Annotated in this window: 22 protein-coding genes; 3 read left to right on the forward strand and 19 right to left on the reverse strand. The window is 63.7% G+C overall.

Annotated features, from left to right (window positions below; all coding sequences use genetic code 11):
* Nucleotides 1-107: 107 nt before the first annotated feature.
* On the forward strand, nt 108-677 hold the full coding sequence (locus ABNP31_RS24940) for a DUF6436 domain-containing protein (RefSeq protein WP_085664321.1): 570 nt from the start codon (nt 108-110) through the stop codon (nt 675-677).
* Here the strand turns inward: ABNP31_RS24940 and ABNP31_RS24945 are convergent.
* Complete coding sequence (locus tag ABNP31_RS24945; RefSeq protein WP_025341014.1) at nt 656-1,222, reverse strand: sugar O-acetyltransferase; 567 nt, start codon at nt 1,220-1,222, stop codon at nt 656-658. The two genes, ABNP31_RS24940 and ABNP31_RS24945, sit on opposite strands and share 22 nt — an antisense overlap.
* 86 nt (nt 1,223-1,308) lie before the next feature.
* Between ABNP31_RS24945 and ABNP31_RS24950 the strand changes: the two genes are divergently transcribed.
* Entirely contained in the window at nt 1,309-3,672 is a 2,364-nt protein-coding gene (locus tag ABNP31_RS24950) for a penicillin acylase family protein (RefSeq protein ID WP_350012859.1), read from the forward strand.
* A 159-nt stretch (nt 3,673-3,831) separates the two neighbouring features.
* Nucleotides 3,832-4,647: an alpha/beta fold hydrolase gene (locus tag ABNP31_RS24955; protein ID WP_350012860.1), complete on the forward strand. Its 816-nt coding sequence runs from the start codon at nt 3,832-3,834 to the stop codon at nt 4,645-4,647.
* A gap of 129 nt (nt 4,648-4,776) precedes the next feature.
* Here ABNP31_RS24955 and ABNP31_RS24960 read toward each other — a convergent pair whose 3' ends face one another.
* The 18 genes from ABNP31_RS24960 to ABNP31_RS25045 form a co-directional block, all read right to left on the reverse strand.
* Nucleotides 4,777-5,649, reverse strand: coding sequence for a transporter substrate-binding domain-containing protein (locus ABNP31_RS24960; RefSeq protein ID WP_085664319.1), 873 nt, complete (start codon nt 5,647-5,649; stop codon nt 4,777-4,779).
* Nucleotides 5,646-6,419: an amino acid ABC transporter ATP-binding protein gene (locus ABNP31_RS24965; protein WP_054573408.1), complete on the reverse strand. Its 774-nt coding sequence runs from the start codon at nt 6,417-6,419 to the stop codon at nt 5,646-5,648. Before ABNP31_RS24965 ends, ABNP31_RS24960 begins: the two co-directional genes overlap by 4 nt.
* Nucleotides 6,416-7,075 (reverse strand): amino acid ABC transporter permease, encoded by a 660-nt coding sequence (locus ABNP31_RS24970; protein ID WP_025341019.1) that lies wholly within the window; start codon nt 7,073-7,075, stop codon nt 6,416-6,418. Before ABNP31_RS24970 ends, ABNP31_RS24965 begins: the two co-directional genes overlap by 4 nt.
* On the reverse strand, nt 7,056-7,721 hold the full coding sequence (locus ABNP31_RS24975; protein ID WP_085664351.1) for an amino acid ABC transporter permease: 666 nt from the start codon (nt 7,719-7,721) through the stop codon (nt 7,056-7,058). The genes ABNP31_RS24970 and ABNP31_RS24975 overlap by 20 nt, the downstream gene beginning before the upstream one ends.
* Nucleotides 7,722-8,024: 303 nt before the next feature.
* On the reverse strand, nt 8,025-8,810 hold the full coding sequence (locus ABNP31_RS24980) for a MetQ/NlpA family ABC transporter substrate-binding protein (RefSeq protein WP_025341021.1): 786 nt from the start codon (nt 8,808-8,810) through the stop codon (nt 8,025-8,027).
* Nucleotides 8,811-8,985: 175 nt separating this feature from the next.
* Nucleotides 8,986-9,816 (reverse strand): sigma 54-interacting transcriptional regulator, encoded by an 831-nt coding sequence (locus tag ABNP31_RS24985; RefSeq protein ID WP_025341022.1) that lies wholly within the window; start codon nt 9,814-9,816, stop codon nt 8,986-8,988.
* A 64-nt stretch (nt 9,817-9,880) separates the two neighbouring features.
* Nucleotides 9,881-10,462: an alpha/beta hydrolase gene (locus ABNP31_RS24990; protein WP_025341023.1), complete on the reverse strand. Its 582-nt coding sequence runs from the start codon at nt 10,460-10,462 to the stop codon at nt 9,881-9,883.
* 272 nt (nt 10,463-10,734) lie between these two features.
* On the reverse strand, nt 10,735-11,136 hold the full coding sequence (locus ABNP31_RS24995) for an ExbD/TolR family protein (RefSeq protein ID WP_025341024.1): 402 nt from the start codon (nt 11,134-11,136) through the stop codon (nt 10,735-10,737).
* Nucleotide 11,137: 1 nt separating this feature from the next.
* Nucleotides 11,138-11,857 carry a MotA/TolQ/ExbB proton channel family protein gene (locus tag ABNP31_RS25000; RefSeq protein ID WP_085615853.1) on the reverse strand — a complete coding sequence of 240 codons (720 nt, stop codon included), beginning with the start codon at nt 11,855-11,857 and terminating at the stop codon, nt 11,138-11,140.
* A 30-nt stretch (nt 11,858-11,887) separates the two neighbouring features.
* Entirely contained in the window at nt 11,888-12,679 is a 792-nt protein-coding gene (locus ABNP31_RS25005) for an energy transducer TonB (protein WP_085664318.1), read from the reverse strand.
* 403 nt (nt 12,680-13,082) lie between these two features.
* On the reverse strand, nt 13,083-14,072 hold the full coding sequence (locus ABNP31_RS25010; protein WP_013974693.1) for a sulfate/molybdate ABC transporter ATP-binding protein: 990 nt from the start codon (nt 14,070-14,072) through the stop codon (nt 13,083-13,085).
* Nucleotides 14,073-14,075: 3 nt separating this feature from the next.
* The gene (cysW, locus tag ABNP31_RS25015) at nt 14,076-14,948 is read right to left on the reverse strand and encodes a sulfate ABC transporter permease subunit CysW (protein WP_025341027.1); all 873 of its coding nucleotides are present in this window, start codon (nt 14,946-14,948) and stop codon (nt 14,076-14,078) included.
* An 11-nt stretch (nt 14,949-14,959) separates the two neighbouring features.
* The gene (cysT, locus tag ABNP31_RS25020; protein WP_025341028.1) at nt 14,960-15,778 is read right to left on the reverse strand and encodes a sulfate ABC transporter permease subunit CysT; all 819 of its coding nucleotides are present in this window, start codon (nt 15,776-15,778) and stop codon (nt 14,960-14,962) included.
* A 184-nt stretch (nt 15,779-15,962) separates the two neighbouring features.
* The gene (locus ABNP31_RS25025; RefSeq protein ID WP_085664317.1) at nt 15,963-16,970 is read right to left on the reverse strand and encodes a sulfate ABC transporter substrate-binding protein; all 1,008 of its coding nucleotides are present in this window, start codon (nt 16,968-16,970) and stop codon (nt 15,963-15,965) included.
* Nucleotides 16,971-17,018: 48 nt separating this feature from the next.
* The gene (oscA, locus tag ABNP31_RS25030) at nt 17,019-17,201 is read right to left on the reverse strand and encodes a sulfur starvation response protein OscA (RefSeq protein WP_003258557.1); all 183 of its coding nucleotides are present in this window, start codon (nt 17,199-17,201) and stop codon (nt 17,019-17,021) included.
* Nucleotides 17,202-17,450: 249 nt separating this feature from the next.
* On the reverse strand, nt 17,451-20,504 hold the full coding sequence (locus tag ABNP31_RS25035; protein ID WP_085615855.1) for an efflux RND transporter permease subunit: 3,054 nt from the start codon (nt 20,502-20,504) through the stop codon (nt 17,451-17,453).
* Entirely contained in the window at nt 20,501-21,568 is a 1,068-nt protein-coding gene (locus ABNP31_RS25040) for an efflux RND transporter periplasmic adaptor subunit (protein WP_025341031.1), read from the reverse strand. Before ABNP31_RS25040 ends, ABNP31_RS25035 begins: the two co-directional genes overlap by 4 nt.
* Nucleotides 21,565-22,653 (reverse strand): efflux RND transporter periplasmic adaptor subunit, encoded by a 1,089-nt coding sequence (locus tag ABNP31_RS25045; RefSeq protein ID WP_085691465.1) that lies wholly within the window; start codon nt 22,651-22,653, stop codon nt 21,565-21,567. Before ABNP31_RS25045 ends, ABNP31_RS25040 begins: the two co-directional genes overlap by 4 nt.
* Nucleotides 22,654-22,788: the final 135 nt, after the last annotated feature.

The following is a 22,788-nucleotide window of genomic DNA, read 5'->3' on the forward strand; positions in this document are numbered from 1 at the left end:
GGGCCGCACAGCGGCCCCGGCAATCTCAGCGTGGGGCACAAATCCTGGGGGCGCTTCGCACCCCATCGCGACGCAAGGCCGCTCCTACAGGGGGCCGCGGAACCTTCATGAAGACTCGGATCATCAAACCACTGTGCATGGCTCTCGTCCTCATCGTCGGCGCCATCATCCTCTGGCAGGCCTACACCACCTTCCAGGCCCGCTACCTGCGCCCGTTCGACAACCAGGCCACGCTGTTCGACGGCAGCCAGCTGCAGTTGCCCCCCGAGCTGGCCGGCCCCGGCCCGATCCGGGTAGTGCATTTCTGGGACCCGGCCTGCCCGTGCAACGTCGGCAACCAGCAGCACTTGGGCGACCTGGTCAACCAGTTCGCCAGCCAGGGCGTGACCTTCCACGTACTGCAAAAGCCCGACAGCCACGGCCAGCTGCCCGCCAACCTCACCGCCCTCAAGCCACTCGCCAGCGTGCCCGGCAGCGAACACCTGCCCGCCTCTCCGGCCGTGGCCATCTGGGACCGGCAAGGCCACCTGGCCTACTTCGGCCCCTACAGCGAAGGCGCCGTGTGCAATGCCAGCAACAGCTTCATCGAGCCGATCCTCAAAGCGCTACTCGACGGCCGCCAGGTGAGTGCCTCCAATACCCTGGCGGTGGGCTGCTACTGCCCCTGGGCCGGCTGACGCACCCGCGCAGGGTTGCCCACCACCACCGCGCCTGCCGGCACGTCACGGGTGACCACACTACCGGCACCCACCACGGCGTTATCGCCAATGGTCACCCCCGGCAGGATGATCGCCGCGCCGCCGATCCACACGTTGTTGCCGATGGTCACCGGCCGGCCACTCTCCAGCCCAGTGCGGCGCACCTCGGGGTCGAGCGGGTGGTCGGCGGTATAGATTTGCACGTTGGGGCCGATCTGGCAGTCATCACCAATATGCACCGGCAGCACATCGAGGATCACGCAGTTGAAATTCATGAAGGTGTTACGGCCGACGCTGATGTTGTAGCCATAGTCGCAATAGAACGGCGGGCGGATCACCGCGCCTTCACCGACTTGGCCAAAGTGCTCTACCAGGAGCCCATGACGTGCGTCGTTGAGCAATTCGACACTGCTGTTGTAGCGGTGCATCCAGTGCTTGTTGGCGATCTGCTCGGCCTGCAGCTCGGGGCAGCCAGCGTGATAGAGCTGGCCTGTAAGCATTTTCTGTTTTTCGCTGAGGGACATGGAAACTCCTTCCTGGGGCTATGCTCTGTTCGCGAATCCGCCGATCATCGGACCACATTTTTCGCTTGAACGCACAAGGAGCCTGCATGAAGCGCAGCCTGACCCTGTTGGCCGTGGTGGTTGCCGTGGCCGCCGGCGCCGGATACTGGTACGTGCAGGGCAAGCTGCCGCAACGCGAGGGCGAGGTGGCCATTGCCGGCCTGCAGGCGCCGGTCAGCGTGCGCTACGATGCCCGCGGCGTGCCGCACCTGCAGGCGCAGAGCGAGCCGGACCTGTACCGTGCCCTCGGTTACGTGCATGCCCAGGACCGGCTGTTCCAGATGGAGATCCTGCGCCGCCTGGCCCGGGGTGAGCTGGCCGAGGTGCTGGGCGACAAGCTGCTGCCCACCGACACCCTGTTCCGCAGCCTGCGCATACGCGAACAGGCAGCACTGATGGCCAAGCGTCAGGACCGGCAATCGCCCGCCTGGCAAGCCCTGCAAGCCTACCTCGACGGAGTGAACAGCTGGCAGGCCAGCCACCCCAAGCCCATGGAATTCGACCTGCTCGGCATTACCCCGCGCCCATTCAGCGCCGAAGACACCCTGAGCATCGCCGGCTACCTGGCCTACAGCTTTGCCGCCGCGTTTCGCACCGAGCCCGCGCTGACCTACATCCGCGACCAGCTGGGCCCTGAGTACCTGAACATCTTCGATCTCGCCTGGCAGCCCGAGGGCGCCTTGAGTACACCGCTGGCCGCTGCCGACTGGCAAAGCCTGGAGGCCCTCGCCCGCCTCAGCCATGACGCGCTGGGCGATGCGGGCATCCCGCAATTCGAGGGCAGCAACGCCTGGGCCGTGGCCGGCAGCCGCACCCGCAGCGGCAGGCCGCTGCTGGCCGGCGACCCGCACATCGGTTTTGCGGTGCCGGCGGTGTGGTACGAGGCCGAGCTGTCGGCGCCGGGCTTCAACCTGTATGGCTACTTCCAAGCGCTCAACCCGTTCGCCCTGCTCGGTCACAACCGCGACTTCGGCTGGAGCCTGACCATGTTCCAGAACGACGACGTCGACCTGATCGCCGAGCGCACCAACCCGGCCGACGCCAACCAGGTGATGGTCGATGGCAAATGGCAGGCGCTGGAAAAGACCGAGCAACAGATTGCCGTCAAAGGCGAAGCACCGGTCACCCTCAGCCTGCGCCGCTCGCCCCATGGCCCGATCGTCAACGACGTGCTGGGCGCCACTGCCGGGCCCACGCCAATCGCCATGTGGTGGGCGTTCCTGGAGACCGAAAACCCGATCCTCGACGGCTTCTACCAGCTCAACCGCGCCGATACCCTGGGCAAGATGCGCGAGGCCGCGGCCAAGGTGCATGCGCCGGGGCTGAACCTGGTGTGGGCCAATGCCCGTGGCGATATCGGCTGGTGGGCGGCGGCGCAGTTGCCGATCCGTCCCGACGGCGTCGACCCCGCGTTCATCCTTGACGGTGCCAGTGCGCAGGCCGACAAGCTCGGCTTCTATCCCTTCAGCGTCAACCCGCAGCAGGAGAACCCGGCGCGCGGCTACATTGTCTCGGCCAACTACCAGCCTCCGGCCGCGGTGCCGATACCCGGTTACTACAACCTGCCGGACCGAGGCCGCCAGCTCGACCGCCACCTGGCCAACGCCGAGGTGAAGTGGGATACCCAAAACAGCCAGGCGCTGCAGCTGGACACTGCCAGCGACCATGGCCCGCGCACCCTTGCACCACTGCTGGCAACGCTGCGCGCAGTGGCCGAAGGTGACGAAGAGAAGGAACTGGTCGAGCAACTGGCAGCCTGGAGCGGCGACTACCCGCTCGACTCGACCAGTGCCACGCTGTTCAACCAGTTCCTCTACGAGCTGGCATTCGCGGCCCTGCATGACGAGCTGGGCGACACCTGGTTCCCGGTGCTGATCAGCACCCGCGCCATCGACGCAGCCCTGCCGCGCCTGGCGGCGGATGCCGATTCGCCGTGGTGGAACACCCGCGGAGCCAACCAGCGCACCGACCGTACCGCCGTGGTGCGCACGGCGTGGCAGAACAGCTTGAAGCACCTGCGGGAGACCTTGGGTAGTGACCCGGCCAGCTGGCAGTGGGGCAAGGCCCATACCCTGACCCACAACCACCCGCTGGGGGTTAAAAAGCCGCTGAACCTGCTGTTCAACGTCGGCCCATTCGCCGCACCGGGCACCCATGAAGTGCCGAACAACCTCTCGGCGAAGATCGGCCCGGCGCCATGGCCGGTGACCTATGGGCCGTCGACGCGGCGGCTGGTCGACTTTGCCGATGCCGGGCAGGCGCTGACCACCAACCCGGTCGGGCAGAGTGGCGTGCCGTTCGACAGGCATTTTGCGGATCAGGCCGAAGGGTATGTGCAGGGGCAGTACCAGAAGGCGCAGATGGGGGTGATTCCGGCGCAGAGTACCTTGCGTCTGGTGCCAGCACCGTAGGGGCTGCCTTGCAGCCCATCGCGACACAAGGCCGCTCCTACAGGGGACCGCGCAACTCAAGGCGAATCCTTGTAGGAGCGGCCTTGTGTCGCGATGGGCCGCAAAGCGGCCCCCGACAATTTCGAATTCCCTACAACACTTCCAGCCGAGACCCACTGCATGCAAAGACACTTCATCGAAATCGACGGCGCCCGCATGAGCTACATCGATCAGGGCCAGGGTTTCCCGGTCCTGCTCGGCCACAGCTACCTGTGGTCCGCCGAGATGTGGCAGCCACAAATCGAAGCCTTGTCAGCACACTTCCGCGTCATCGTCCCCGAGCTGTGGGGCCACGGCGGCTCCGATGCTCCGCCTGCGACCATCGACATGGGCGCCCTGGCCCGCCAGCATCTGGCACTGCTGGACGCTCTGGACATTGGCAAATGCCATTTGGTCGGCCTGTCGGTCGGCGGCATGTGGGGCGCGCAACTGGCCCTGGAACACCCCGAGCGGGTAGACCGCCTGGTGCTGATGGACACTTACCTCGGCGCCGAGCCGGAGGCGACCCGGCTCAAGTACTTCGGCCTGCTCGACGCCGCCAGTGCTGCGGGGCTGTTCCCGGAGCCATTGTTGGATATCGTCGTGCCGATCTTCTTCCATGCAGGCGGGCAGACTGTGCCGGAAGTGCGCGAAGGCTTCCGCGCAGCATTGAAGGCGAGCAGCGCCGAGGTGATTCGGCACAGTTTCGATCCGATGGGGCGGGTGATCTTTGGCCGGCCAGACCTGTTGTCGCGGCTGGGAGAACTGGCCAGTGAGCGGACCATCGTTGTCTGCGGCGACCAGGACATTCCGCGGCCGCCGGAAGAGTCCAATGAAATGGCGCGGATCATTGGCTGCCTGGCAGCGCAGATTCCGTTTGCGGGGCATATCTCCAGCCTGGAGAATCCGCGGGTAGTAAATGAGTTCCTGTTGAATTGGCTGCCGCGTAACCAGTGAGATTGCCGGGGCTGCTTTGCAGCCCTTGTGGGAGCGGGTTCACCCGCGAAGCAGGCAACGCGGTGTATGGCACCGGCTTCGCCGGTGTTCGCGGGTGAACCCGCTCCCACAACGGCCTCATTTACCCGACTAACCCTGCCACTTGCCCCCTTCCACAATCACGCTTTCCGGCTTGGTGTCATCGCTCAGTTCCTTGCGCACATACTGGTCATACAGCTTCAGCAGAAACTTCTCCTCCCCCAGCTTGGCCAGCTCGGCATTCACCCAGTCACGCAGCTCGGTGTTGCCCTTCTTAACCGCCGGTGCAATCGGTGCCTCGTCACCCAGCAGCTCAGGCAGCACGCGGTACCCCGGGTTCTGCTTGGCCCAGCTGAACAGAATCAGGTTGTCCTGCGCATAGGCATCGCCACGCCCGGTGGCCAGCGCCTGCAGCGACTCGCTGTTCTTCTCGAACTTGAGCAGTTTCCAGTCCGGGTGGTTCTTGGTCAGCCAGATATCAGCGGTAGTGCCGGTGGTGACGATGATGGTCTTGTCGGCCAGGTCGTCGAGCTTCTGCACCGGGCTGCCATCCGCGACGATGGCCTGCACGGCAACGCGCAGGTTGGGGTTGGTGAAGTCCACCGCTTCCTTGCGCTCCGGGGTCACGGTCATGTTGGCGAGGATCAGGTCGACCTTGTCGCTCTGCAGGAACGGGATACGGCTGGCCGGCTCCACGGCAACGAACTCGACCTTGTTTTCATCACCCAGCAGGTCCTTGGCCAGGCGCCGGCCGATATCGGTGTCAAAGCCCACGTAGCGGCCCTGCTCATCGACGAAACCGAACGGTGGCTTGTCGGTGAACACCCCGACAATCAGCTTGTCGCGGGCCTTGATGGTTTCCAGGTAGCTGGTGGCCGGCGAGGCCGCCGCGGGCTTGGGTGGTTCTTCAGCCTTGTTGCAGCCGGCCAGCAAGGCCAGGCCGAACAACGGCGCCAGCAGTTTGGTGAAGTTGGCAGTTTTCATGACAGTTCCTTGTGCAGTGTCTTCGGCAGGCTTTCTACGAAGGAGAATTTCTCCAGGAACTGCTGCGCGCGTGCGGTCCGCGGTCGTGTGAAGAAGCTCTCGGGGTCGCCCTGTTCAAGGATCCTGCCGGCCTCCATGAACACGATGCGGTCGGCCACCGCGCGAGCGAAGGCCATTTCGTGGGTAACGATGAGCAAGGTCATGCCGTCGCGGGCCAGGCCCTGGATCACCTGCAGCACCTCCTTGACCATTTCCGGGTCGAGGGCTGCGGTAACCTCGTCGAACAGCATCACCTCGGGGTTCATGCACAGCGAACGCACGATGGCGATGCGCTGTTGCTGGCCCCCGGACAACTGCCGGGGAAAGGCGTCGCGCTTGTCCAGCAGGCCGACCCGCGCCAGCAGCGCCTCGGCCTGGGCCTGGGCTTCGGCGCGCTCGCGCCTTTGTACCTTGAGCGGGCCAAGCAGCAGGTTGTCGATCACGCTCATGTGGCCGAACAGGTGATAGCTCTGGAACACCATGCCGACCCGCTGGCGGATCTCGCGCCAATCGGTGCGCGGGTCGAGCAGCTCCTGCCCGGCCAGGCGCAGGTGGCCGCCGTGGGCCTGCTCCAGGCCGTTGAGGCAGCGCAGCAGCGTGCTTTTGCCACAACCGCTGGGGCCGAGGATGACTACCACCTCGCCGGCCGCCACCTGGAGGTCGACGTCCTTGAGCACCTGGTGCTCGCCAAAGAACTTGTTGAAACCCTGGAATTCGATCAATGCGCTCATGAGTGGGCCCAGCGGCGTTCCAGCACGCGTGAAGCGGCGGACAGCGGATAGCAGACGATGAAGAAGAACAGGAACAAGGCGCCGTAGATCAGCACCGACTCGTAGGTGCGTTCGATGATCTGCTGGCCGGCCTTGATTACCTCGACCACGCCGATCAGCACCGCCAGCGAGCTGGTCTTGATGATCCGCGTGTAGATATTGATGGTCGGCGGGGTCATGCGCTTGAGCGCCTGTGGCAACAGCACGTAGCCATACAGCTGCCAGCCGGCCAGGCCGATCGACAACCCCGCCTCGCGCTGGCCGCGCGGCAGCGAGCGCAACGCGCCACGCACCACCTCGCCCACCTCGCTGGCGCCCCACAGGCCCAGCACCAGCACCGCGCACCAGAAGCTGGGGATGCTCAAGGCCAGGAAGATCGGCAGGCCGAAGAACACCAGGTACAGCCAGACCAGCACGGGGATGGCACGGAACAGCTCCAGGTACACCTGCAAGGCAATGTTCAGGGCCCGGTTGCCCAAGGTTGCCAGCACGCCATAAAGCACACCGCCCAGCGTCGCGAAGAGGATGCCCAGTGCAGAGATGGCCAGGGTCTGCGCCGCGCCGCCAGCCAGCTGCGGCAATGCCTGCAGCAGCAGTTCAGACGCCGAACTGGCCATGTTGCAGCCTCCTTTCGACATAGCGCAGCAGCAACGACAGCGGCAGGAACAGCAGCACACAGAGCAGGGTCAGCACGGTGAGCATTTCATAGGTCTTGTAGTACAGCGCGATGTAGTTCTTGGTGGTGTAGAGAATTTCCGGCACGGCCACCGCCGACACCACGGTGGTTTCCTTGAGCAGGAAGATGAAGTTGGCGAACAGTGCCGGCAGGCTGAGGATGCCGGCCTGGGGCAGCACCACATGACGCAGCAGCTGGCCTTCGGACAGGCCGATGGAGCGCCCGGACTCCAGCTGGGCACGGGGCACGGCCTCGATGCCGGCACGCAGCACCTCGGTGAGATAGGCACCGCCCATGAAGGTCATGGTGATGATCGCTGCGGCAAAGCCGGAAATCTTCAGGCCCAGGCTGGGCAAGGCGAAGTAGACGAAAAACAGCTGGATCAGCAGCGGCGTGTTGCGGGCCAGCTCCACGTAGGTTTTTACCAGGCGCCACAGGTACGGGGTGCGTAATACCAGCAGTGTGGCGTTGACCAGGGCGACCAGCAGCGAGGTGGCGATGGCGATCAGGCCGACCTGCAGGGTCACGCCCACGGCCTTGAGGAAGGCGGGCAGCGTGCCGAGGATGAATGCGGTGTCGAGGGTCATGGTGAAGCAGGTCTGCAGGGTGCGCGTGGGCACGATAGCTAGACTCTAATGATCTAAAAACTTTTAGATAAATACCTTTGTAGCATATGCATATCACTGAGAGTTCCGCGCTGGATGCATGTATTGACGGCACACGCAGGTCCTTGTGGGAGCGGGTTTACCCGCGAAGCAGACAACGCGGTGGATGGCACGGGCTTCGCCCGTGTTCGCGGGTAAACCCGCTCCCACAGGTAACTATGCCCACAAACAAAAACGCCGACACAAGGGTGTCGGCGTTGGGTCATGCAAGGTAATGCAAGCGCATCAGAACGCCGGCAGCACCGCACCCTGGTATTTCTTGGCGATGAATTCCTTCACTTCCGGGCTGGTCAGGGCCTTGGCCAGTTTCTGGATGGCTTCGCTGTCCTTGTTGTCCGGGCGAGCGACCAGGAAGTTCACGTATGGCGAGTCGCTGCCTTCGATTACCAGCGCGTCCTTGGCCGGGTTCAGGCCGGCTTCCAGGGCGTAGTTGGTGTTGATCATGTCCAGGTCGACCTGGTCCAGCACACGCGGCAGCATGGCCGACTCAAGCTCGCGGAACTTCAGCTTCTTCGGGTTCTCGGCAATGTCCTTGGGGGTGGCCAGGGCGTTCTTCGGGTCCTTCAGGGTGATCAGGCCAGCCTTCTGCAACAGCAGCAGGGCTCGGCCGCTGTTGCTGCCCTCGTTAGGGATGGCAACGGTAGCGCCTTCTTTCAGTTCGCTCAGGCTCTTGACCTTTTTCGAGTAACCACCGAAGGGTTCGACGTGCACGCCGATCACGGTATCCAGGTGGGTGCCCTTGCCTTCGTTGAAGTTCTGCAGGTACGGCAGGGTCTGGAAGTAGTTGGCGTCCAGGCGCTTCTGGTCAACCTGCACGTTCGGCTGCACGTAATCGGTGAAGACCTTGATCTGCAGGTCCACACCTTCCTTGGCCAGGGTCGGCTTGATCAGCTCGAGGATTTCGGCGTGCGGTACCGGGGTGGCGGCAACCACCAGTTTCTCGGCGGCGGCAGCCAGGCCGGCAAACGACAGGGCAGCAGCCAGGGCAGTGGTCAGCAGGGTCTTCTTCATGGTGGTCCTTGTTCTGGTTCTGGGCCATCGACGATGGCGAATCGGGTGCCCAACCGGTTCACCAGCGGGCGTGAGGCGGACAATACCCAGATTTTTTATTCCGTAACAATATCTTTTATTTAGCTTCTTATTCCAAAAACAAACTGCCATCAGCCACTTTGCTTATGAGCGATGTCTAGCGCGCGGGGTTTGGCAGGTCGAGGTCTTCAGCCAGGATCTCTTCGCCGTCATTCACCAGCAAGGCGAAGTGGATGACGTTCTCCAGTTCACGGGTGTTGCCGGGCCAGGGGTGTGCTTCCAGCACCTGCTGCGCCGCCTCGCTCACCAGCGGCACAGGCCGTTGCAGGCGCACGCTGTAGATGCCCACGAAGTACTCGGCCAACGGCAGGATATCGCCCGGCCGCTCGCGCAGTGGCGGCAGCTCCAGCGCCCCCTCGCGCAGGTATTGATACAGGCGCTCGTTGAAGCGCCCCGCGCGCACCACCCGCGCTAGGTCGATACTGGTAGCGGCCACAAGGCGCACGTCCACCGGTTGCGGCTGCTGCGCGCCCACCCGGGTAACCTCGCGGTTTTCCAGGGCGGCCAGCAGCTTGCCCTGGATGGCCAGCGGCAAGTCGGCGATCTCGTCCAGGTACAACGTGCCGCCGTTGGCCGAGCCGAACCAGCCGGCACGGCTGCTGGCTGTGCCGCCCTGGCTGCCGGCACTGTAGCCGAACAGCTCGGCATCGGCGTAGGTGGGGCTGATGGCAGCGCAGTTGACCGACACGAACAACCCGCTGCGGTCACTGGCACGGTGGATCTGCCGAGCCAGCAGTTCCTTGCCGGTACCGGTTTCGCCACGGATCAGGACTGGCAAGGGTTGTGGCGCCAGGTGCTCGAGCTCCTCGCGCAGCTGCTGCGAACGTGGGTCGATGAACACCAGCGCCTTGGCGCGGATGCTCAACGGGCTCTTGTCCAGCTCAGGGAAGGTCAGCAACGGCTGGCCAAAAGGGTTTTGAAAAGTCATGACAAACTCCCGCCCCAGGCCTTCAATGGCCGGGCGTCAGGCAAACGGTAAACAGTAAGGGCGATCAGGCGCGGCGCAGTGCGCGCTGCTCGACCCGGCTCTGCAAGCGATACAAGTAGGCGAAACCCTGTTCCCAGCGCTCATGGCCGGACTTGACGTTGATGTGCCCGGCGTTGGTCAGCAGCCCTGCTTCGGCGCCCCAGACCTGGGCCAGGTACAGCGCCCTTGGCACGCTTACGGCCGGGTCGTTGTCCGAGCTGACCACCTGGCTGGGGAATGGCAGTGCTTCGGTCGGGATCGGCGCGAAGTTGCGCAGAGCCGGCGCGCAGGTTGGCCGCTCCACGTCAGCGGGCGCCACCAGCAGCGCGCCACGTACCCGCCGCAGCAGGGCCGGGCTGGCTTGCGCGGCCCAATGAGCGACGGTTATGCAGCCCAGGCTATGGGCAATCAGAATCACCGGCGAGCGCTCGGCGGCAATCGCCTGCTCCAGTGCCTGCACCCAGTCCTTACGTTGCGGGGTAAGCCAGTCGTGCTGCTCGACCCGGGCACTGTTGGGCAGGGTGCGCTGCCAGTGACTTTGCCAATGGTTGTCTGGCGATCCTTGCCAGCCCGGCACAATCAGGTAACGAATCGACTCATTGCGCATGGGGACGCCTCCAGTGAGTTTGCGTGCTTGGAGACAAGTATAGGGAGGGAGTTATATCAGTAAAGGAATAAGAAGCTATTTATTAATAACCAAAATGCAATCCTTGTGGGAGCGGGTTTACCCGCGAATGCGTCGGTGATGCCTACATCGCATTCGCGGGTGAACCCGCTCCCACAGGGGGCATTGATAGCCATGAAATCCGGCAAAAAAAAGGGCCATCCCCTGCCAAGAGATATGGCCCCTAAGCACTTGCCTGAAGAAAGTTGACGGGTTCAGCGCGCGGTAATCACCGCCAGCTTGCTGATCCCCGCACGTTCGATAGCCGCCATGGCCCGCGCCACTTCGCCGTAGTTCACGCCGTCATCGGCCTGCAGCTGTACGCGCACGTCCACGTCCTTGTCCTTGGCGGCCTTGAGGCTGGTTTCCAGCAGGTCGGGCTGGATCTCGTCCTTGTTGATGAACAACTTGCCGTCACCGTCGATGCTGACCACCAGCGGGTCCTTCTGCTCCACCGGGGCCACGGCCTCGGTCTTGGGCAGGTTGATGGGGATGGCATTGGTCAGCAGCGGCGCGGTGACGATGAACACCACCAGCAGCACCAGCATGACGTCCACCAACGGCGTGACGTTGATTTCACTGAGGACTTCGTCGCTGTCCTGGGTCGAAAATGCCATGTCAGGACGCCTCCTTCACCGGTTGGGTGAAACCGGCCTGGGGCCTGTGCACGGCCGGGTGCACCAGCACGCGGAAGGCACTCTTCTGCGCCAGGCTGTAGAAGTCGTGGGCGAAGTCATCGAGGTCGGCCGCGGTGAGCTTGAGGCGGCGCAGGAAGTAGTTGTAGACCAGCACCGCCGGCACCGCGACGGCGATACCCACGCCGGTGGCCACCAGTGCCGCGCCAATCGGCCCGGCCACGGTTTCCAGGCTGGCGGAACCGGCCGCGCTGATGCCCTTGAGTGCTTCCATGATGCCCCAGACGGTGCCGAACAGGCCGATGAAGGGCGAGGTACTGCCAATACTGGCGACCACCGCCAGGCCGGTTTCCAGCGAACGGCGCTCACGCACGATCTGCTGGCGCAGGGCACGCTCCAGGCGGTCCTGGTGGTTGATGGCGTGGCTCAGGTCATTGGCCTGGCTGTCACCGACGGCGATGGCGGCATAACCGGCCTGGGCAACACGGGCGGCAGGGCCAGGCAGGTCGTGGCTGGGCTCGGCAGCCGAGTCCAGGCTCGAGGCGGCCCAGAATTGCTGGTGGAAGCGTTTGTCCTGGTTCTTCAGCCGCACGAACTGCACGACCTTGACCAGGGCCAGGGCCCAGGTGGCGACAGAAAAACCGACCAGCAGCCAGATGACTGCGCTTTCAACGGATTCGAGGGGGGATGCCAGCAGGCTCATGATGATGTCTTCCTGTGTTCTGCGAAAAAGTTAGCGAAGCTTGAAATCGATCGGCACGCTGACCCAGCCGGTCTGGGCCACGTCGCCCTGCTTGGCAGGCACGAAACTCCAGCGCTTGACCGCGGCCAGTGCGGCAGCGTCGAGGGCATCACGGCCGCTGCTCTTCTGGATCTGGATCTGCCCGGGCTTGCCGCTGGGCAGCACCTCGACGCGCAGCAGCACGGTGCCTTCCCAACCGCGGCGCTGGGCCATCTGCGGGTACTCCGGCGCCGGGTTCTTCAGGTACGCCGCGTTGGCCGATGCCGGGGTGACCTGGGCCGGCGCGGGTGGCGCTGGCGGTGCCGGAGCGGCCACAGGCGCTGGCGGCGGCGCTTCGACCGGCTTGGGCTGCGGTTTGGGCTGTTGCTTGACCACCGGCTTGGGCACGGGCTTTGGCTTGGGTTTGGGCTTGGCGGCCAGCTCGTCGACCACCGGCGGCGGTGGCGGCTGGACCACCGGCGGTGCCGGGGCTGGTGGCGGTGGCTCGACCACAGGCGGTGCTGGCGCGGCGAACTCGATGGTCATCGGCGGTACTTGCGGTGGCACCACCGGCAGCTCGGGCGTTGGTGCCTGGCTGACCCAGTACGCTGCTGCGCCATGCAGGGCCAGCACCAGCAGGCCCAACACCAGCTTGTCGCGGCGCTTGAGCCCGCTGACGGGCGTGCGTTGCAGGCGCAGCTGGCCAAGCGGGAGGCGAAGCGTGCGTCCAAGGTCGACCAGGTCGCCCGGTGCCGGGCGCCATGGCTGGTCGTAGGCCCTGACGGCCGACTGGACATTACCCATTGATCAAACTCCTGGGGTCTCGATTCAGGTGTGTGGCTGAATCATCGCGGCCAGGGGCTTATCTCTTAAAGTAATGTTTAAAATTATGGTTAGAACTTTACTGAATATAGTTTTCCAGGGATTGTGGCAAAGCCGCGGAATTCGCGGGCTGTGGCCGGGCGGGTTTTCAATCATGCATTGCCGGCATGTGAAATATTCGCGTAAGGCATGAGATTGCCGCGAGGGCTGCGCCCTCGATCGCGACGCAAGGCCGCTCCTACACGGACCGCGCAAGCCCCAGGCATTACGCGATCCCCTGTAGGAGCGGCCTTGTGTCGCGATGGGCTGCAAAGCAGCCCCGGCAATCCATCAGGCATAAAAAAGCCCAGGACCAACCCCGGGCTTTTTCATCACCAAAGGCGACTCAGATATCCGCCACCTTCTGCCAAACCTTCGGCCGGAAGAACAATGTCTCTCCCCGCGCCAACCCGGTCAGGCTGTCATGGTCCTTGACCACCTCTGCCTCGATCAGCTCGCTCTGCCCTTCCACCTTCAAGGTCACCCGCGTGGTCGCGCCCAGCGGCCGGATATCCCGCACCTCTGCCGCATGGTGCCCTTCGGTCTCGTGCCGCGACAGCGACACTTCGTGCGGGCGGAACAGCACATGATGCCCTTCGCTCAGGGCCAGGCGGTTGGAATCACCGAGGAAGTGGTAGACGAAATCGTTGGCCGGGTGCTCGTACACCTCGCCCGGCGAGCCGATCTGCTCGATCACGCCTTTGTTCATCACCACGATGCGGTCGGCCACCTCCATGGCTTCTTCCTGGTCGTGGGTGACGAACACCGACGTCAGGTTGATATCCTCGTGCAGGCGCGCCAGCCAGCGGCGCAGCTCCTTGCGCACCTTGGCATCCAGCGCACCGAAAGGCTCGTCCAGCAACAGCACCTTGGGCTCCACCGCCAGCGCACGGGCCAGGGCGATACGCTGGCGCTGGCCACCGGACAACTGCTCGGGGTAGCGGTCGGACAGCCAGTCCAGCTGCACCATGTTCAGCAGTTCATGCACCTTCTCGGCAATCTTGCTCTCGCTCGGGCGCTCGCCCTTGGGCTTCATGCGCAGGCCGAAGGCGACGTTGTCGAACACACTCATGTGGCGGAACAACGCGTAGTGCTGGAACACGAAACCGACGTTGCGGTCGCGCACGTCATGGCCGGACACGTCCTCGCCATGGAACACGATATTGCCCTGGTCGGGGGTTTCCAGGCCGGCGATGATGCGCAGCAACGTGGTCTTGCCGCAGCCGGACGGGCCGAGCAGGGCCACCAGCTCGCCGCTGTTGATGTCCAGGTTGATGTTGTCCAGGGCCTGGAAGCTGTTGAAGCGCTTGCTGACGTTACGAACTTCGATCGACATGAATCATTCCTCCGCGGCGCTGTGGCGCAGGCGGTTAATACGGTTCTCGCTCCACTGCTTGAGCAGCAGGATGAAGAGCGCCAGGATCAGCAGCAGGCTGGCCACGCTGAAGGCCGCGACGTGGTTGTACTCGTTGTAGAGGATCTCCACGTGCAGCGGCAAGGTATTGGTCACGCCGCGAATGTGGCCGGACACCACCGACACCGCGCCAAACTCGCCCATCGCCCGCGCAGTGCACAGCACCACGCCGTAGATCAGGCCCCATTTGATGTTCGGCAGGGTCACGTGCCAGAACATCTGCCAGCCATTGGCGCCGAGCAGGCGCGCGGCCTCCTCTTCCTGCGTGCCCTGCTCCTGCATCAGCGGGATCAGCTCACGGGCCACGAACGGTACGGTGACGAAGATGGTGGCCAGGACGATGCCCGGCAGGGCGAACACGATCTGGATATCGTGGTCCTGCAGCCACGGCCCGAACAGGCCTTGCGCACCGAACATCAGCACGTAGACCAGGCCGGCGATCACCGGCGATACCGAGAACGGCAGGTCAATCAGGGTGACCAGGATACTCTTGCCACGGAAGGTGTACTTGCTCACGCACCAGGCGGCGCTGACGCCGAACACCAGGTTCAGCGGTACCGAAATGACCACGGCGAGCAGGGTCAGCTTCAGCGCCGACAACGCGTCAGGCTCGAAGATCGCTTCGAAGAAGGTGCCAAAGCCGTTCTTCAGCGCCTGCGATACCACGATCACCAGTGGCAGCAGCAGGAACAGCGCGAACACCAGCCAGCCAAGGCCGATCAGAATACGCCGCGAAGTGGCGCTGCCCCGGCGGGCGGCGTTGGCGGCGGCGGTTGCATTCAGGGATGAACTGGACATGCCGGCCTCCTTCAAGGGGTTTCGATGCGGCGCTGCAGCAGGTTGATCAGCAGCAGCAGGATGAAGGAAACCACCAGCATGAGCACGCCGATGGAGGTCGCGCCGGTGTAGTCGTACTGGTCGAGCTTGACCATGATCAGCAGCGGCAGGATTTCGGTCTTCATCGGCATGTTGCCGGCAATGAAGATCACCGAACCATACTCGCCCACGCCGCGGGCGAAGGCCAGGGCAAAGCCTGTCAGCCAGGCAGGCAGCAGCGCTGGCGCCAGCACATGGCGGAACACCTGCAGCGGCTTGGCGCCCAGGCAGGCGGCGGCCTCCTCCACTTCACGCGGAATGTCGGCCAGTACCGGCTGCACCGTACGCACCACGAACGGCAGGGTGACGAAGGTCAGCGCCAGGGTGATGCCCAGCGGGGTGTAGGCGATCTTGAAACCCAGGTCGGTGGCGAACTGACCGACCCAGCCCGAAGGCGCGTACAGGGCGGTCAGGGCGATACCGGCTACGGCCGTGGGCAGGGCGAACGGCAGGTCGATCATCGCATCGATGATCTTGCGCCCGGGGAAGGTGTAGCGCACCAGCACCCAGGCCAGCAGGGTGCCGATCACTCCATTGATGATGGCGGCGAACAGGGCGGTGCCGAAACTCAGCTTGAGCGCGGCGATCACCCGCGGCGCACTGATGACGTTCCAGAACTGCTCCCAGGTAAGCTGTGCGGCATGCACGAACATGGCGGCCAGCGGTATCAGCACGATCAGGCTGAGGTACACCAAGGTGTAGCCCAGCGTCAGCCCGAAGCCGGGTATGACGGGGGAAATGCGGCGTGACATAAATATCCCTGGTTGAACGCACTTGGCCCGGGAACGATCCCGGGCTGGTGCTAGCTTCTGAAATCCTGGGGCTGCTTTGCAGCCCATCGCGACGCAAGGCCGCTCCTACAGGGGTGCGCGTACCTCTGTAGGAGCGGCCTTGTGTCGCGATGGGCCGCAGCGCGGCCCCGCTTTTCCTTGGCCCTTACTGTGCCTGATAGATCTGGTCGAACACACCGCCATCATTGAAGAATTTAGGTTGTGCAGTCTTCCAGCCACCAAAGTCCTTGTCTATGGTCACCAGGTCCAGTTTTGGGAACTGCTTGCCGAACTCGGCTGCGACCTTCTCGTCACGCGGGCGGTAGAAGTTCTCGGCGGCGATCTTCTGCCCGGCCGGGCTGTACAGGTGCTTGAGGTATTCGCTGGCAATCTCGGTATTGCCCTTCTTCTCGGCGTTCTTGTCCACCACCGCCACCGGCGGCTCGGCGAGGATCGACAGCGACGGCACGACGATCTCGAACTTGTCGGCGCCACCGTCTTCCTTCAGTGCCAGGAAGGCTTCGTTTTCCCAGGCCAGCAGCACATCGCCCTGGCCGTTATTGACGAAGGTGATGGTCGAGCCACGAGCGCCGGTATCCAGCACCGGTACGTGCTTGAACAACTCCTGCACATACTCCTTGGCCTTAGCTTCGCTACCGCCGGCCTTCAGGCCATAGGCCCAGGCAGCCAGGAAGTTCCAACGGGCGCCGCCGGAGGTTTTCGGGTTGGGGGTGATGACCGACACGTCCTTCTTGATCAGGTCGCCCCAGTCCTTGATGCCTTTCGGGTTGCCCTTGCGCACCAGGAACACGATGGTCGAGGTGTACGGGGTGCTGGCATCCGGCAGGCGGGTCTGCCAGTTTTCTGGCAGGGTCTTGCCAAGCTTGGCGACTTCATCGATGTCGCCGGCCAGGGCCAGGGTCACCACGTCGGCACGCAGGCCATCGATCACCGCACGGGCCTGCTTGCCCGAACCGCCGTGGGATTGCTGGATCTTCACCTTGTCGCCCGGGTGGGCCTGCTGCCAGTGCTTGATGAACTCGGCGTTGTACTGCTGGTACAGCTCGCGGGTCGGGTCGTAGGACACGTTCAGCAGTTCGTAGTCCTTGGCGATGGCGGAACCGGCAAAAACAGCACTGGCCAGGGCGGCGAGCGCATAACGGCGGATGGACATGGTGAAGCTCCCGATTGGCATTTTTCTAGTTTTGAATGTGTGGTGCGATCAGCCGGTCTTGTTGCCGGGCTGCTGCAGGCGGAACTTCTCCTTGCGCTCGATCTGCACGACCTGAGCGTTGTGCACGGTAATCTCCACCGCACCGAATCGCAGGTCGCGCAGAGCGCTCTGGATTTCACGCAGAATGGTGGCTTCGTCCTGACCGTCGATGCTACGCAGAGATGCACTCATGCTCGTTCTCCTTGGAGTGAGGGTGCCGGGCTGAGGTTTGAAGGGGATTTGCGCCTGGCTTGAGGGCAATAGTAGTGAGGCTGGGTTATTCTTAAAAATACTGTTTAAGAATGTTTATATAACCAAAAGCAAAAGACAATTTCGAAGGCGACGGAAGGCCCTGTGGGAGCGGGTTCACCCGCGAATGCGGCGGTGGTTCCACCATCGCATTCGCGGGTAAACCCGCTCCCACAGGATCCGTGCAGGGCTTCAGTTGTGTTTCTGTGGCTCGCGGATCTTGTACCAGGCCACATACAAGGCCGGCAGGAACAGCAGCGTCAGCAGGGTCGCCACGATGATCCCGCCAATCATGGCGTAGGCCATCGGCCCCCAGAACACCTCGCGGGCAATCGGTATCATGCCCAGGCTCGCCGCCGCCGCGGTCAGCAGAATCGGCCGGCGCCGGTGGTTGGTGGCCTCCACCACCGCATCCCACGGCGACAAGCCCTGGGCCTCGAACTCGTCGATCTGGGTCACCAGGATCACCGAGTTACGAATGATGATGCCCGCCAGCGCGAGAATGCCGAGAATCGCCACGAAGCCCATGGGCGTACCTGTGGGCACCAGCGCAATGATCACGCCAATCAGCCCCAGCGGCGCCACGCTGACCACCAGGAACAGCTTCTGCACGCTGTGCAGCTGGATCATCAGGAACGTCGCCATCAGGAACAGCATCAGCGGGATGACCTTGCGGATCGGCCCCTGCGCCTTGGCGCTCTCCTCCACCGTACCGCCGGTGGCCACTTCGAAGCCCACCGGCAACTTGCTGGCGAACTCGTCGATCTTCGGCTTCAGTTGGGCCACCAGGTCGGTGGGCTGGATGTCACCGTTGACCGATGCCTTGATGGTGATGGTCGGCTTGCGGTCACGACGCCACACCAGCGGCTGCTCCAGCTCGTAGCGCACGGTGGCGAACGCCAGCAGCGGGATCGAGGTACCGTTGGGTGTCAGGATCTGCAGGTTCTGCAGGGTATCGGGCGAGCCACGCTCGCTGTCCTCGGCACGGGCGACCACGTCGACCAGGTAGATGTTGTCGTTGACCTGGGTGATCTGCACGCCGCTGACGATGCTGTTCATCACATTGGCCACGTCCTCCGACGACAGGCCCAGCTGGCGCGCCTTGTCCTGGGCGATTTCCACGCGCAGCACCTTACCCGGCTCGTTCCAGTCGTAGATCATCTCGCCGATGTGCTCGTTCTGGTCGAGCAAGGTGGCCAGCTCGATGGCGTGCTTGCGTACCTGGTCGATATTGGCGCCGCTGACCCGATACTGGATCGGCCGGCCCACCGGTGGGCCCATTTCCAGCGATTGCACGTTGGTGCCGACGCCAACGAACTCTTCATGCAGGATCTTCTGCAGGCGGTCCATCATGGCCTGGCGTTCTTCGAAGCCCTTGCTGACGATGACCAGCTGCGCGTAGTACGGGTTCTGCAACTGCTGGTCGAGGGGCAGGTAGAAGCGGATCGCGCCTTGGCCGATATACGTACTCCAGTGCACCAGGTCCGGGTCGTCCTTGATCCGCGCCTCGAAGCGGTCGACCACCTTGCGCGTCTCTTCGATCGAGGCGTTTTGCGGCAGGTTGAGGTCGACGAGGATTTCCGGGCGGTCCGAGGACGGGAAGAACTGGTTCTGCACGAAGCGCTCGCAGAAGATTGCCAGGGCAAACAGCACCACGGTGCCGATGATGGTCAGCCAGCGGTTGCGCATGCACCACAACAAACCATGCTCGAAGATTCGGCCGACACGGCCAGGCTCGGCTTCGTGGGGCTTGAGCTTGGCGCTGCTGAGAATGTGCACGCCGAGCACCGGGGCGAAGAACACCGCTACCACCCACGACACCATCAGCGCCACGGCAATTACCGCAAACAGCGTGTAGGTGTACTCGCCCGCCGAACTGGCGTTGAGGCCGATCGGCACGAAGCCGGCCACCGTCACCAGGGTGCCGGTAAGCATGGGGAAGGCGGTGGAGGTATAGGCAAAAGTCGCCGCCTGCTCCTTGCTTTCGCCCATCTCCAGCCGTGTGACCATCACCTCCACGGTGATCATCGCATCGTCCACCAGCAGGCCCAGGGCGATGATCAGCGCCCCCAGCGAAATCCGCTGCATGGTGATGCCGCTGTATTCCATGAACACGAACACCATGGCCAGCACCAGCGGGATCGAACAGGCCACCACCAGCCCGGCACGCACGCCGAGGCTGACGAAGCTCACCGCCAGCACGATCACCACCGCCTCGAACAGCGCACTGGTGAAGCCGCCCACCGCTTGCTTGACCACCACGGCCTGGTCGGAAACAGTGTGCACCCCGACGCCCACCGGCAAGTCTTCGATCACCTTGTCCATGCGCTTTTTCAGCGCCGCGCCGAACACCTGGATATTGCCGCCGGCCTTCATGCCGATGGCCAGGCCCAACGCCGTCTGGCCGTTGTAGCGGAACATCGGCGAAGGGGGGTCGACGTAACCGCGCTCGATATCGGCGATGTCGGCCAGGCGGAAGAAGCGGTCGTTGATCTTCAGGTTGACGGTTTGCAGGTCTTTTTCCGAGGTGAACTGCCCGGAGGTACGCACCGAGATACGTTCCGGCCCGGCCTCGATCACACCGGCAGGGGTCACGGCGTTTTGCGATTGCAGGGCCTGCATGACCTGGCGCTGATCGATGCCCAGGGCTGCCAGCTTGCGGGTGGAGAAGTTCAGGTAAAGCACTTCGTCCTGGGTGCCGATCAGCTCGATCTTGCCGATGTTGGGCACATCGCGCACTTCGGCCCGAGCCTGTTCCACGTAGTCGCGCAGCTGGCGCAGGGTCAGGCCGTCGGCGGTGAAGGCATAGATAGAACCGAACACATCGCCGAATTCATCGTTGAACCCGGGCCCCTGGATGCCCGCAGGGAATTCACCGCGAATGTCCTGGATCTTCTTGCGCACCTGATACCAGATTTCCGGGATGTCCTTGGCCTTGGTGGTATCGCGCAGGTACACGTAGACCGTGGATTCGCCGGGGCGGGTGTAACTTTTGGTGTAGTCGAGGGAGTCGAGTTCCTCGAGCTTCTTCTCGATACGGTCGGTGACCTGGTACAGGGTTTCGTCCTGGGTCGCGCCGGGCCAGCGGGTCTGGATGACCATGGTCTTGATGGTGAACGACGGGTCTTCCTCACGGCCCAGGTTGAAGTAGGAGAAGATCCCCATCAGCAGGCCAACGAACATCAGGTACCAGACGAACGATTGATGCTTGAGTGCCCAGTCGGACAGGTTGAAGCTTCCTTTCATTGCGCATCCTCGTCGAAGGTGACCTTCTGGCCGGGCTTGAGGCTGTTCACGCCCGCAGTCACCACCCGCTCGCCGGGCTGTACGCCCGAACTCAGGACGACGCTGTCGGCGGTGCGGCCGATCAGGGCCACGTCACGAGTGGCCACGGTCTTCTGCTGCGTATCGATCACCCATACCTGGGTCTTGCCGTCGCGCTCGAGCAAGGCACTCAAGGGCAGTTCGCTGCGCGGCGACACCTCCGAACTCAGGGTCACGCTGATGGCGGTGCCCAGGTGGAAGGCCGCCGGGGTGCTGGCCAGGGTCAGGCGCGCGCGGCGGGTGCGAGTGGTGGCGTCGGCCTGGGGTTCCAGTTCCCGCAGGCTGGCGGTGGTGTTGATGGTCGGGTCCAGCTGCGAAGCAACGGTGAAGGTCAGGCCTTTGCTCAACTGCTCGGCCAGGCCGATCGGCAGGTCGATCACCGCTTCCTTCACATCCGGCCTGGCCAGGGTTACCACGGCCTGGCCGGCGGTGACGGTTTGCCCGGCTTCGGCCTGCCAGGCAGTGATCACCGCGGCGTGGTCGGTGCGCAGGGTGCTGTAGTCGAGCTGGTCACGCGCCTGGCTGAGCGCAGAGCGCGCCTGCTCCAACGCCGCGCTGGTGGTCTTCAGGTTGGTCTGGGCGATATCCAGCTGGGCCTGGGCGCCTACGCCACGGTCGTACAGCTGTTGCTGGCGGCGGGCATCGGCCTGGGCGTTGATCCACTGCGCCTGCACCTTGGCCAGGTCGCCTTCGGCGGCGCGCAACTGGTTCTGCTGGTCGGTCGGGTCGAGGGTGGCCAGGGTGTCACCCGGTTTCACCTGGGCGCCCACATCCAGCCAGCGCCGGGCGATACGCCCGGATACCCGGAAGCCCAAGGTGCTTTCGAAACGTGCCTGGATACTGCCGGCGAAACGGCCCAGCTGCGACTGCACCTGGGGTTCGACCTTGACCGACAGTACCGGCCGAATCGGTTCCGGCACTTCATCCTCGCTACTGCAGCCGGCCAACAGCACGCCGGCCGACAGCATCAGCAGCAGGCGCTTCATAGCTCACCCCCGTTGGCCTTGGCATCGATCTTCAGCACCTGCATGCCGGGGTGTAGCAACTGTCCGCCATTGACCACCACGGTCTCGCCGCCTTTCAGGCCACTGGCGACCACGATCCTGCCGGTGAGGTAACGGCTGACCTCGACCTTGCGCAGCTCTACCTTGTCACCCTCGCCCACCACCCAGACGGCGGGCTCATGCAGGGCCTTGGTCAGTGCCGACCATGGCAGCTCGATACTTGGTCGGCCCTGGGCATTGGTGGTGGCCGTCACCGGTGCACCCAGTTGCATCCCTGGCGGCACATCCCTCAGCCCGACCTTGACCTGTACCGTGCCGCTTTGCGCAGACACCGTGGGGGTGATTTCGCGCACGAAGCCACGGGCCTGGACCTTGGGATCGTCCAGCAGGCTGACGATCACGCCGGCATCGCTGGGCGGAGCCACCAGCAGCGATTCGTAGACATTGAACACGGCATCACGATCACCATCGGTGGCCAGGCTGAAGATTGGCATGGTCGCTTGAACCACCTGGCCGACCTCAGCCTGGCGCTCGGTGATGACCCCATCGGCCTCGGAGACCAGCGCGGTATAGCTCAGTTGTTCGTTGGCATTGGCCAATTGCGCCTGTGCGGCCTTGAGCGCGCTCTGATTGCTGCGCAGTGCGGCTTCGGCGGAATCGTATTCGCTCTGGCTGGTGTAGCCCTTGGGCAACAGCTTTTGCTGGCGTACGAAGGCAGCGCTGGTCTGGGTGACCCGCGCCTGCGCGGCGAACACCTCGGCCTTGGCCGAGTCGACATTGTTCTGCAGGTCTTTCGGGTCCAGCCGCGCCAACACCTGGTTGGCCTTTACGTGGTCACCGACATCGACACTGCGCGAAATGATCTTGCCGCCCACACGGAACGACAGGTCGGTCTGCACCCGCGCCTGCACATCGCCAGTCAGGGTGACCCTGGCAGCGAAATCGGTGGGTGATACCTGTTGCACGCCTACGCGTGGCAGTGTTTCGGTGGTTTCTTCCTTACTACAGCCCGACAGCAGGGACACAAGCCCCAGGCAGACGACCAACAGCGGACGTATCAACGTCATGCAGGCTCCTTGCTTGCGCGCAAATGATTCGTGGGATGCGACTGTTAGCGTAGATCAGGGTTCATTAAACGTCATTGACCTGAATGCTTTAGCTCCGTGCCAAAAGCGAGGAAAAGCGCAGAGGTAGCACAAAAA

This window comes from Pseudomonas asiatica, assembly GCF_040214835.1.
Classification (GTDB): Bacteria; Pseudomonadota; Gammaproteobacteria; order Pseudomonadales; family Pseudomonadaceae; genus Aquipseudomonas; species Aquipseudomonas putida_Z.

What these genes read in the sequence shown, in the direction of transcription:
- ABNP31_RS24975 (WP_085664351.1), bottom strand. Translation starts at nt 7,721, where the DNA reads ATGACCCTCGACACCGCATTCATCCTCGGCACGCTGCCCGCCTTCCTC.
- oscA (WP_003258557.1), bottom strand. Translation starts at nt 17,201, where the DNA reads ATGAGTGCATCTCTGCGTAGCATCGACGGTCAGGACGAAGCCACCATT.
- ABNP31_RS25005 (WP_085664318.1), bottom strand. Translation starts at nt 12,679, where the DNA reads ATGGGTAATGTCCAGTCGGCCGTCAGGGCCTACGACCAGCCATGGCGC.
- ABNP31_RS24995 (WP_025341024.1), bottom strand. Translation starts at nt 11,136, where the DNA reads ATGGCATTTTCGACCCAGGACAGCGACGAAGTCCTCAGTGAAATCAAC.
- ABNP31_RS24970 (WP_025341019.1), bottom strand. Translation starts at nt 7,075, where the DNA reads ATGGCCAGTTCGGCGTCTGAACTGCTGCTGCAGGCATTGCCGCAGCTG.
- ABNP31_RS24955 (WP_350012860.1), top strand. Translation starts at nt 3,832, where the DNA reads ATGCAAAGACACTTCATCGAAATCGACGGCGCCCGCATGAGCTACATC.
- ABNP31_RS24950 (WP_350012859.1), top strand. Translation starts at nt 1,309, where the DNA reads ATGAAGCGCAGCCTGACCCTGTTGGCCGTGGTGGTTGCCGTGGCCGCC.
- ABNP31_RS24940 (WP_085664321.1), top strand. Translation starts at nt 108, where the DNA reads ATGAAGACTCGGATCATCAAACCACTGTGCATGGCTCTCGTCCTCATC.
- ABNP31_RS24980 (WP_025341021.1), bottom strand. Translation starts at nt 8,810, where the DNA reads ATGAAGAAGACCCTGCTGACCACTGCCCTGGCTGCTGCCCTGTCGTTT.
- ABNP31_RS25000 (WP_085615853.1), bottom strand. Translation starts at nt 11,857, where the DNA reads ATGAGCCTGCTGGCATCCCCCCTCGAATCCGTTGAAAGCGCAGTCATC.
- cysT (WP_025341028.1), bottom strand. Translation starts at nt 15,778, where the DNA reads ATGTCACGCCGCATTTCCCCCGTCATACCCGGCTTCGGGCTGACGCTG.
- ABNP31_RS25035 (WP_085615855.1), bottom strand. Translation starts at nt 20,504, where the DNA reads ATGAAAGGAAGCTTCAACCTGTCCGACTGGGCACTCAAGCATCAATCG.
- ABNP31_RS25040 (WP_025341031.1), bottom strand. Translation starts at nt 21,568, where the DNA reads ATGAAGCGCCTGCTGCTGATGCTGTCGGCCGGCGTGCTGTTGGCCGGC.
- ABNP31_RS24985 (WP_025341022.1), bottom strand. Translation starts at nt 9,816, where the DNA reads ATGACTTTTCAAAACCCTTTTGGCCAGCCGTTGCTGACCTTCCCTGAG.
- ABNP31_RS24945 (WP_025341014.1), bottom strand. Translation starts at nt 1,222, where the DNA reads ATGTCCCTCAGCGAAAAACAGAAAATGCTTACAGGCCAGCTCTATCAC.
- ABNP31_RS25010 (WP_013974693.1), bottom strand. Translation starts at nt 14,072, where the DNA reads ATGTCGATCGAAGTTCGTAACGTCAGCAAGCGCTTCAACAGCTTCCAG.
- ABNP31_RS25045 (WP_085691465.1), bottom strand. Translation starts at nt 22,653, where the DNA reads ATGACGTTGATACGTCCGCTGTTGGTCGTCTGCCTGGGGCTTGTGTCC.
- ABNP31_RS24990 (WP_025341023.1), bottom strand. Translation starts at nt 10,462, where the DNA reads ATGCGCAATGAGTCGATTCGTTACCTGATTGTGCCGGGCTGGCAAGGA.
- ABNP31_RS25025 (WP_085664317.1), bottom strand. Translation starts at nt 16,970, where the DNA reads ATGTCCATCCGCCGTTATGCGCTCGCCGCCCTGGCCAGTGCTGTTTTT.
- ABNP31_RS24965 (WP_054573408.1), bottom strand. Translation starts at nt 6,419, where the DNA reads ATGAGCGCATTGATCGAATTCCAGGGTTTCAACAAGTTCTTTGGCGAG.
- ABNP31_RS24960 (WP_085664319.1), bottom strand. Translation starts at nt 5,649, where the DNA reads ATGAAAACTGCCAACTTCACCAAACTGCTGGCGCCGTTGTTCGGCCTG.
- cysW (WP_025341027.1), bottom strand. Translation starts at nt 14,948, where the DNA reads ATGTCCAGTTCATCCCTGAATGCAACCGCCGCCGCCAACGCCGCCCGC.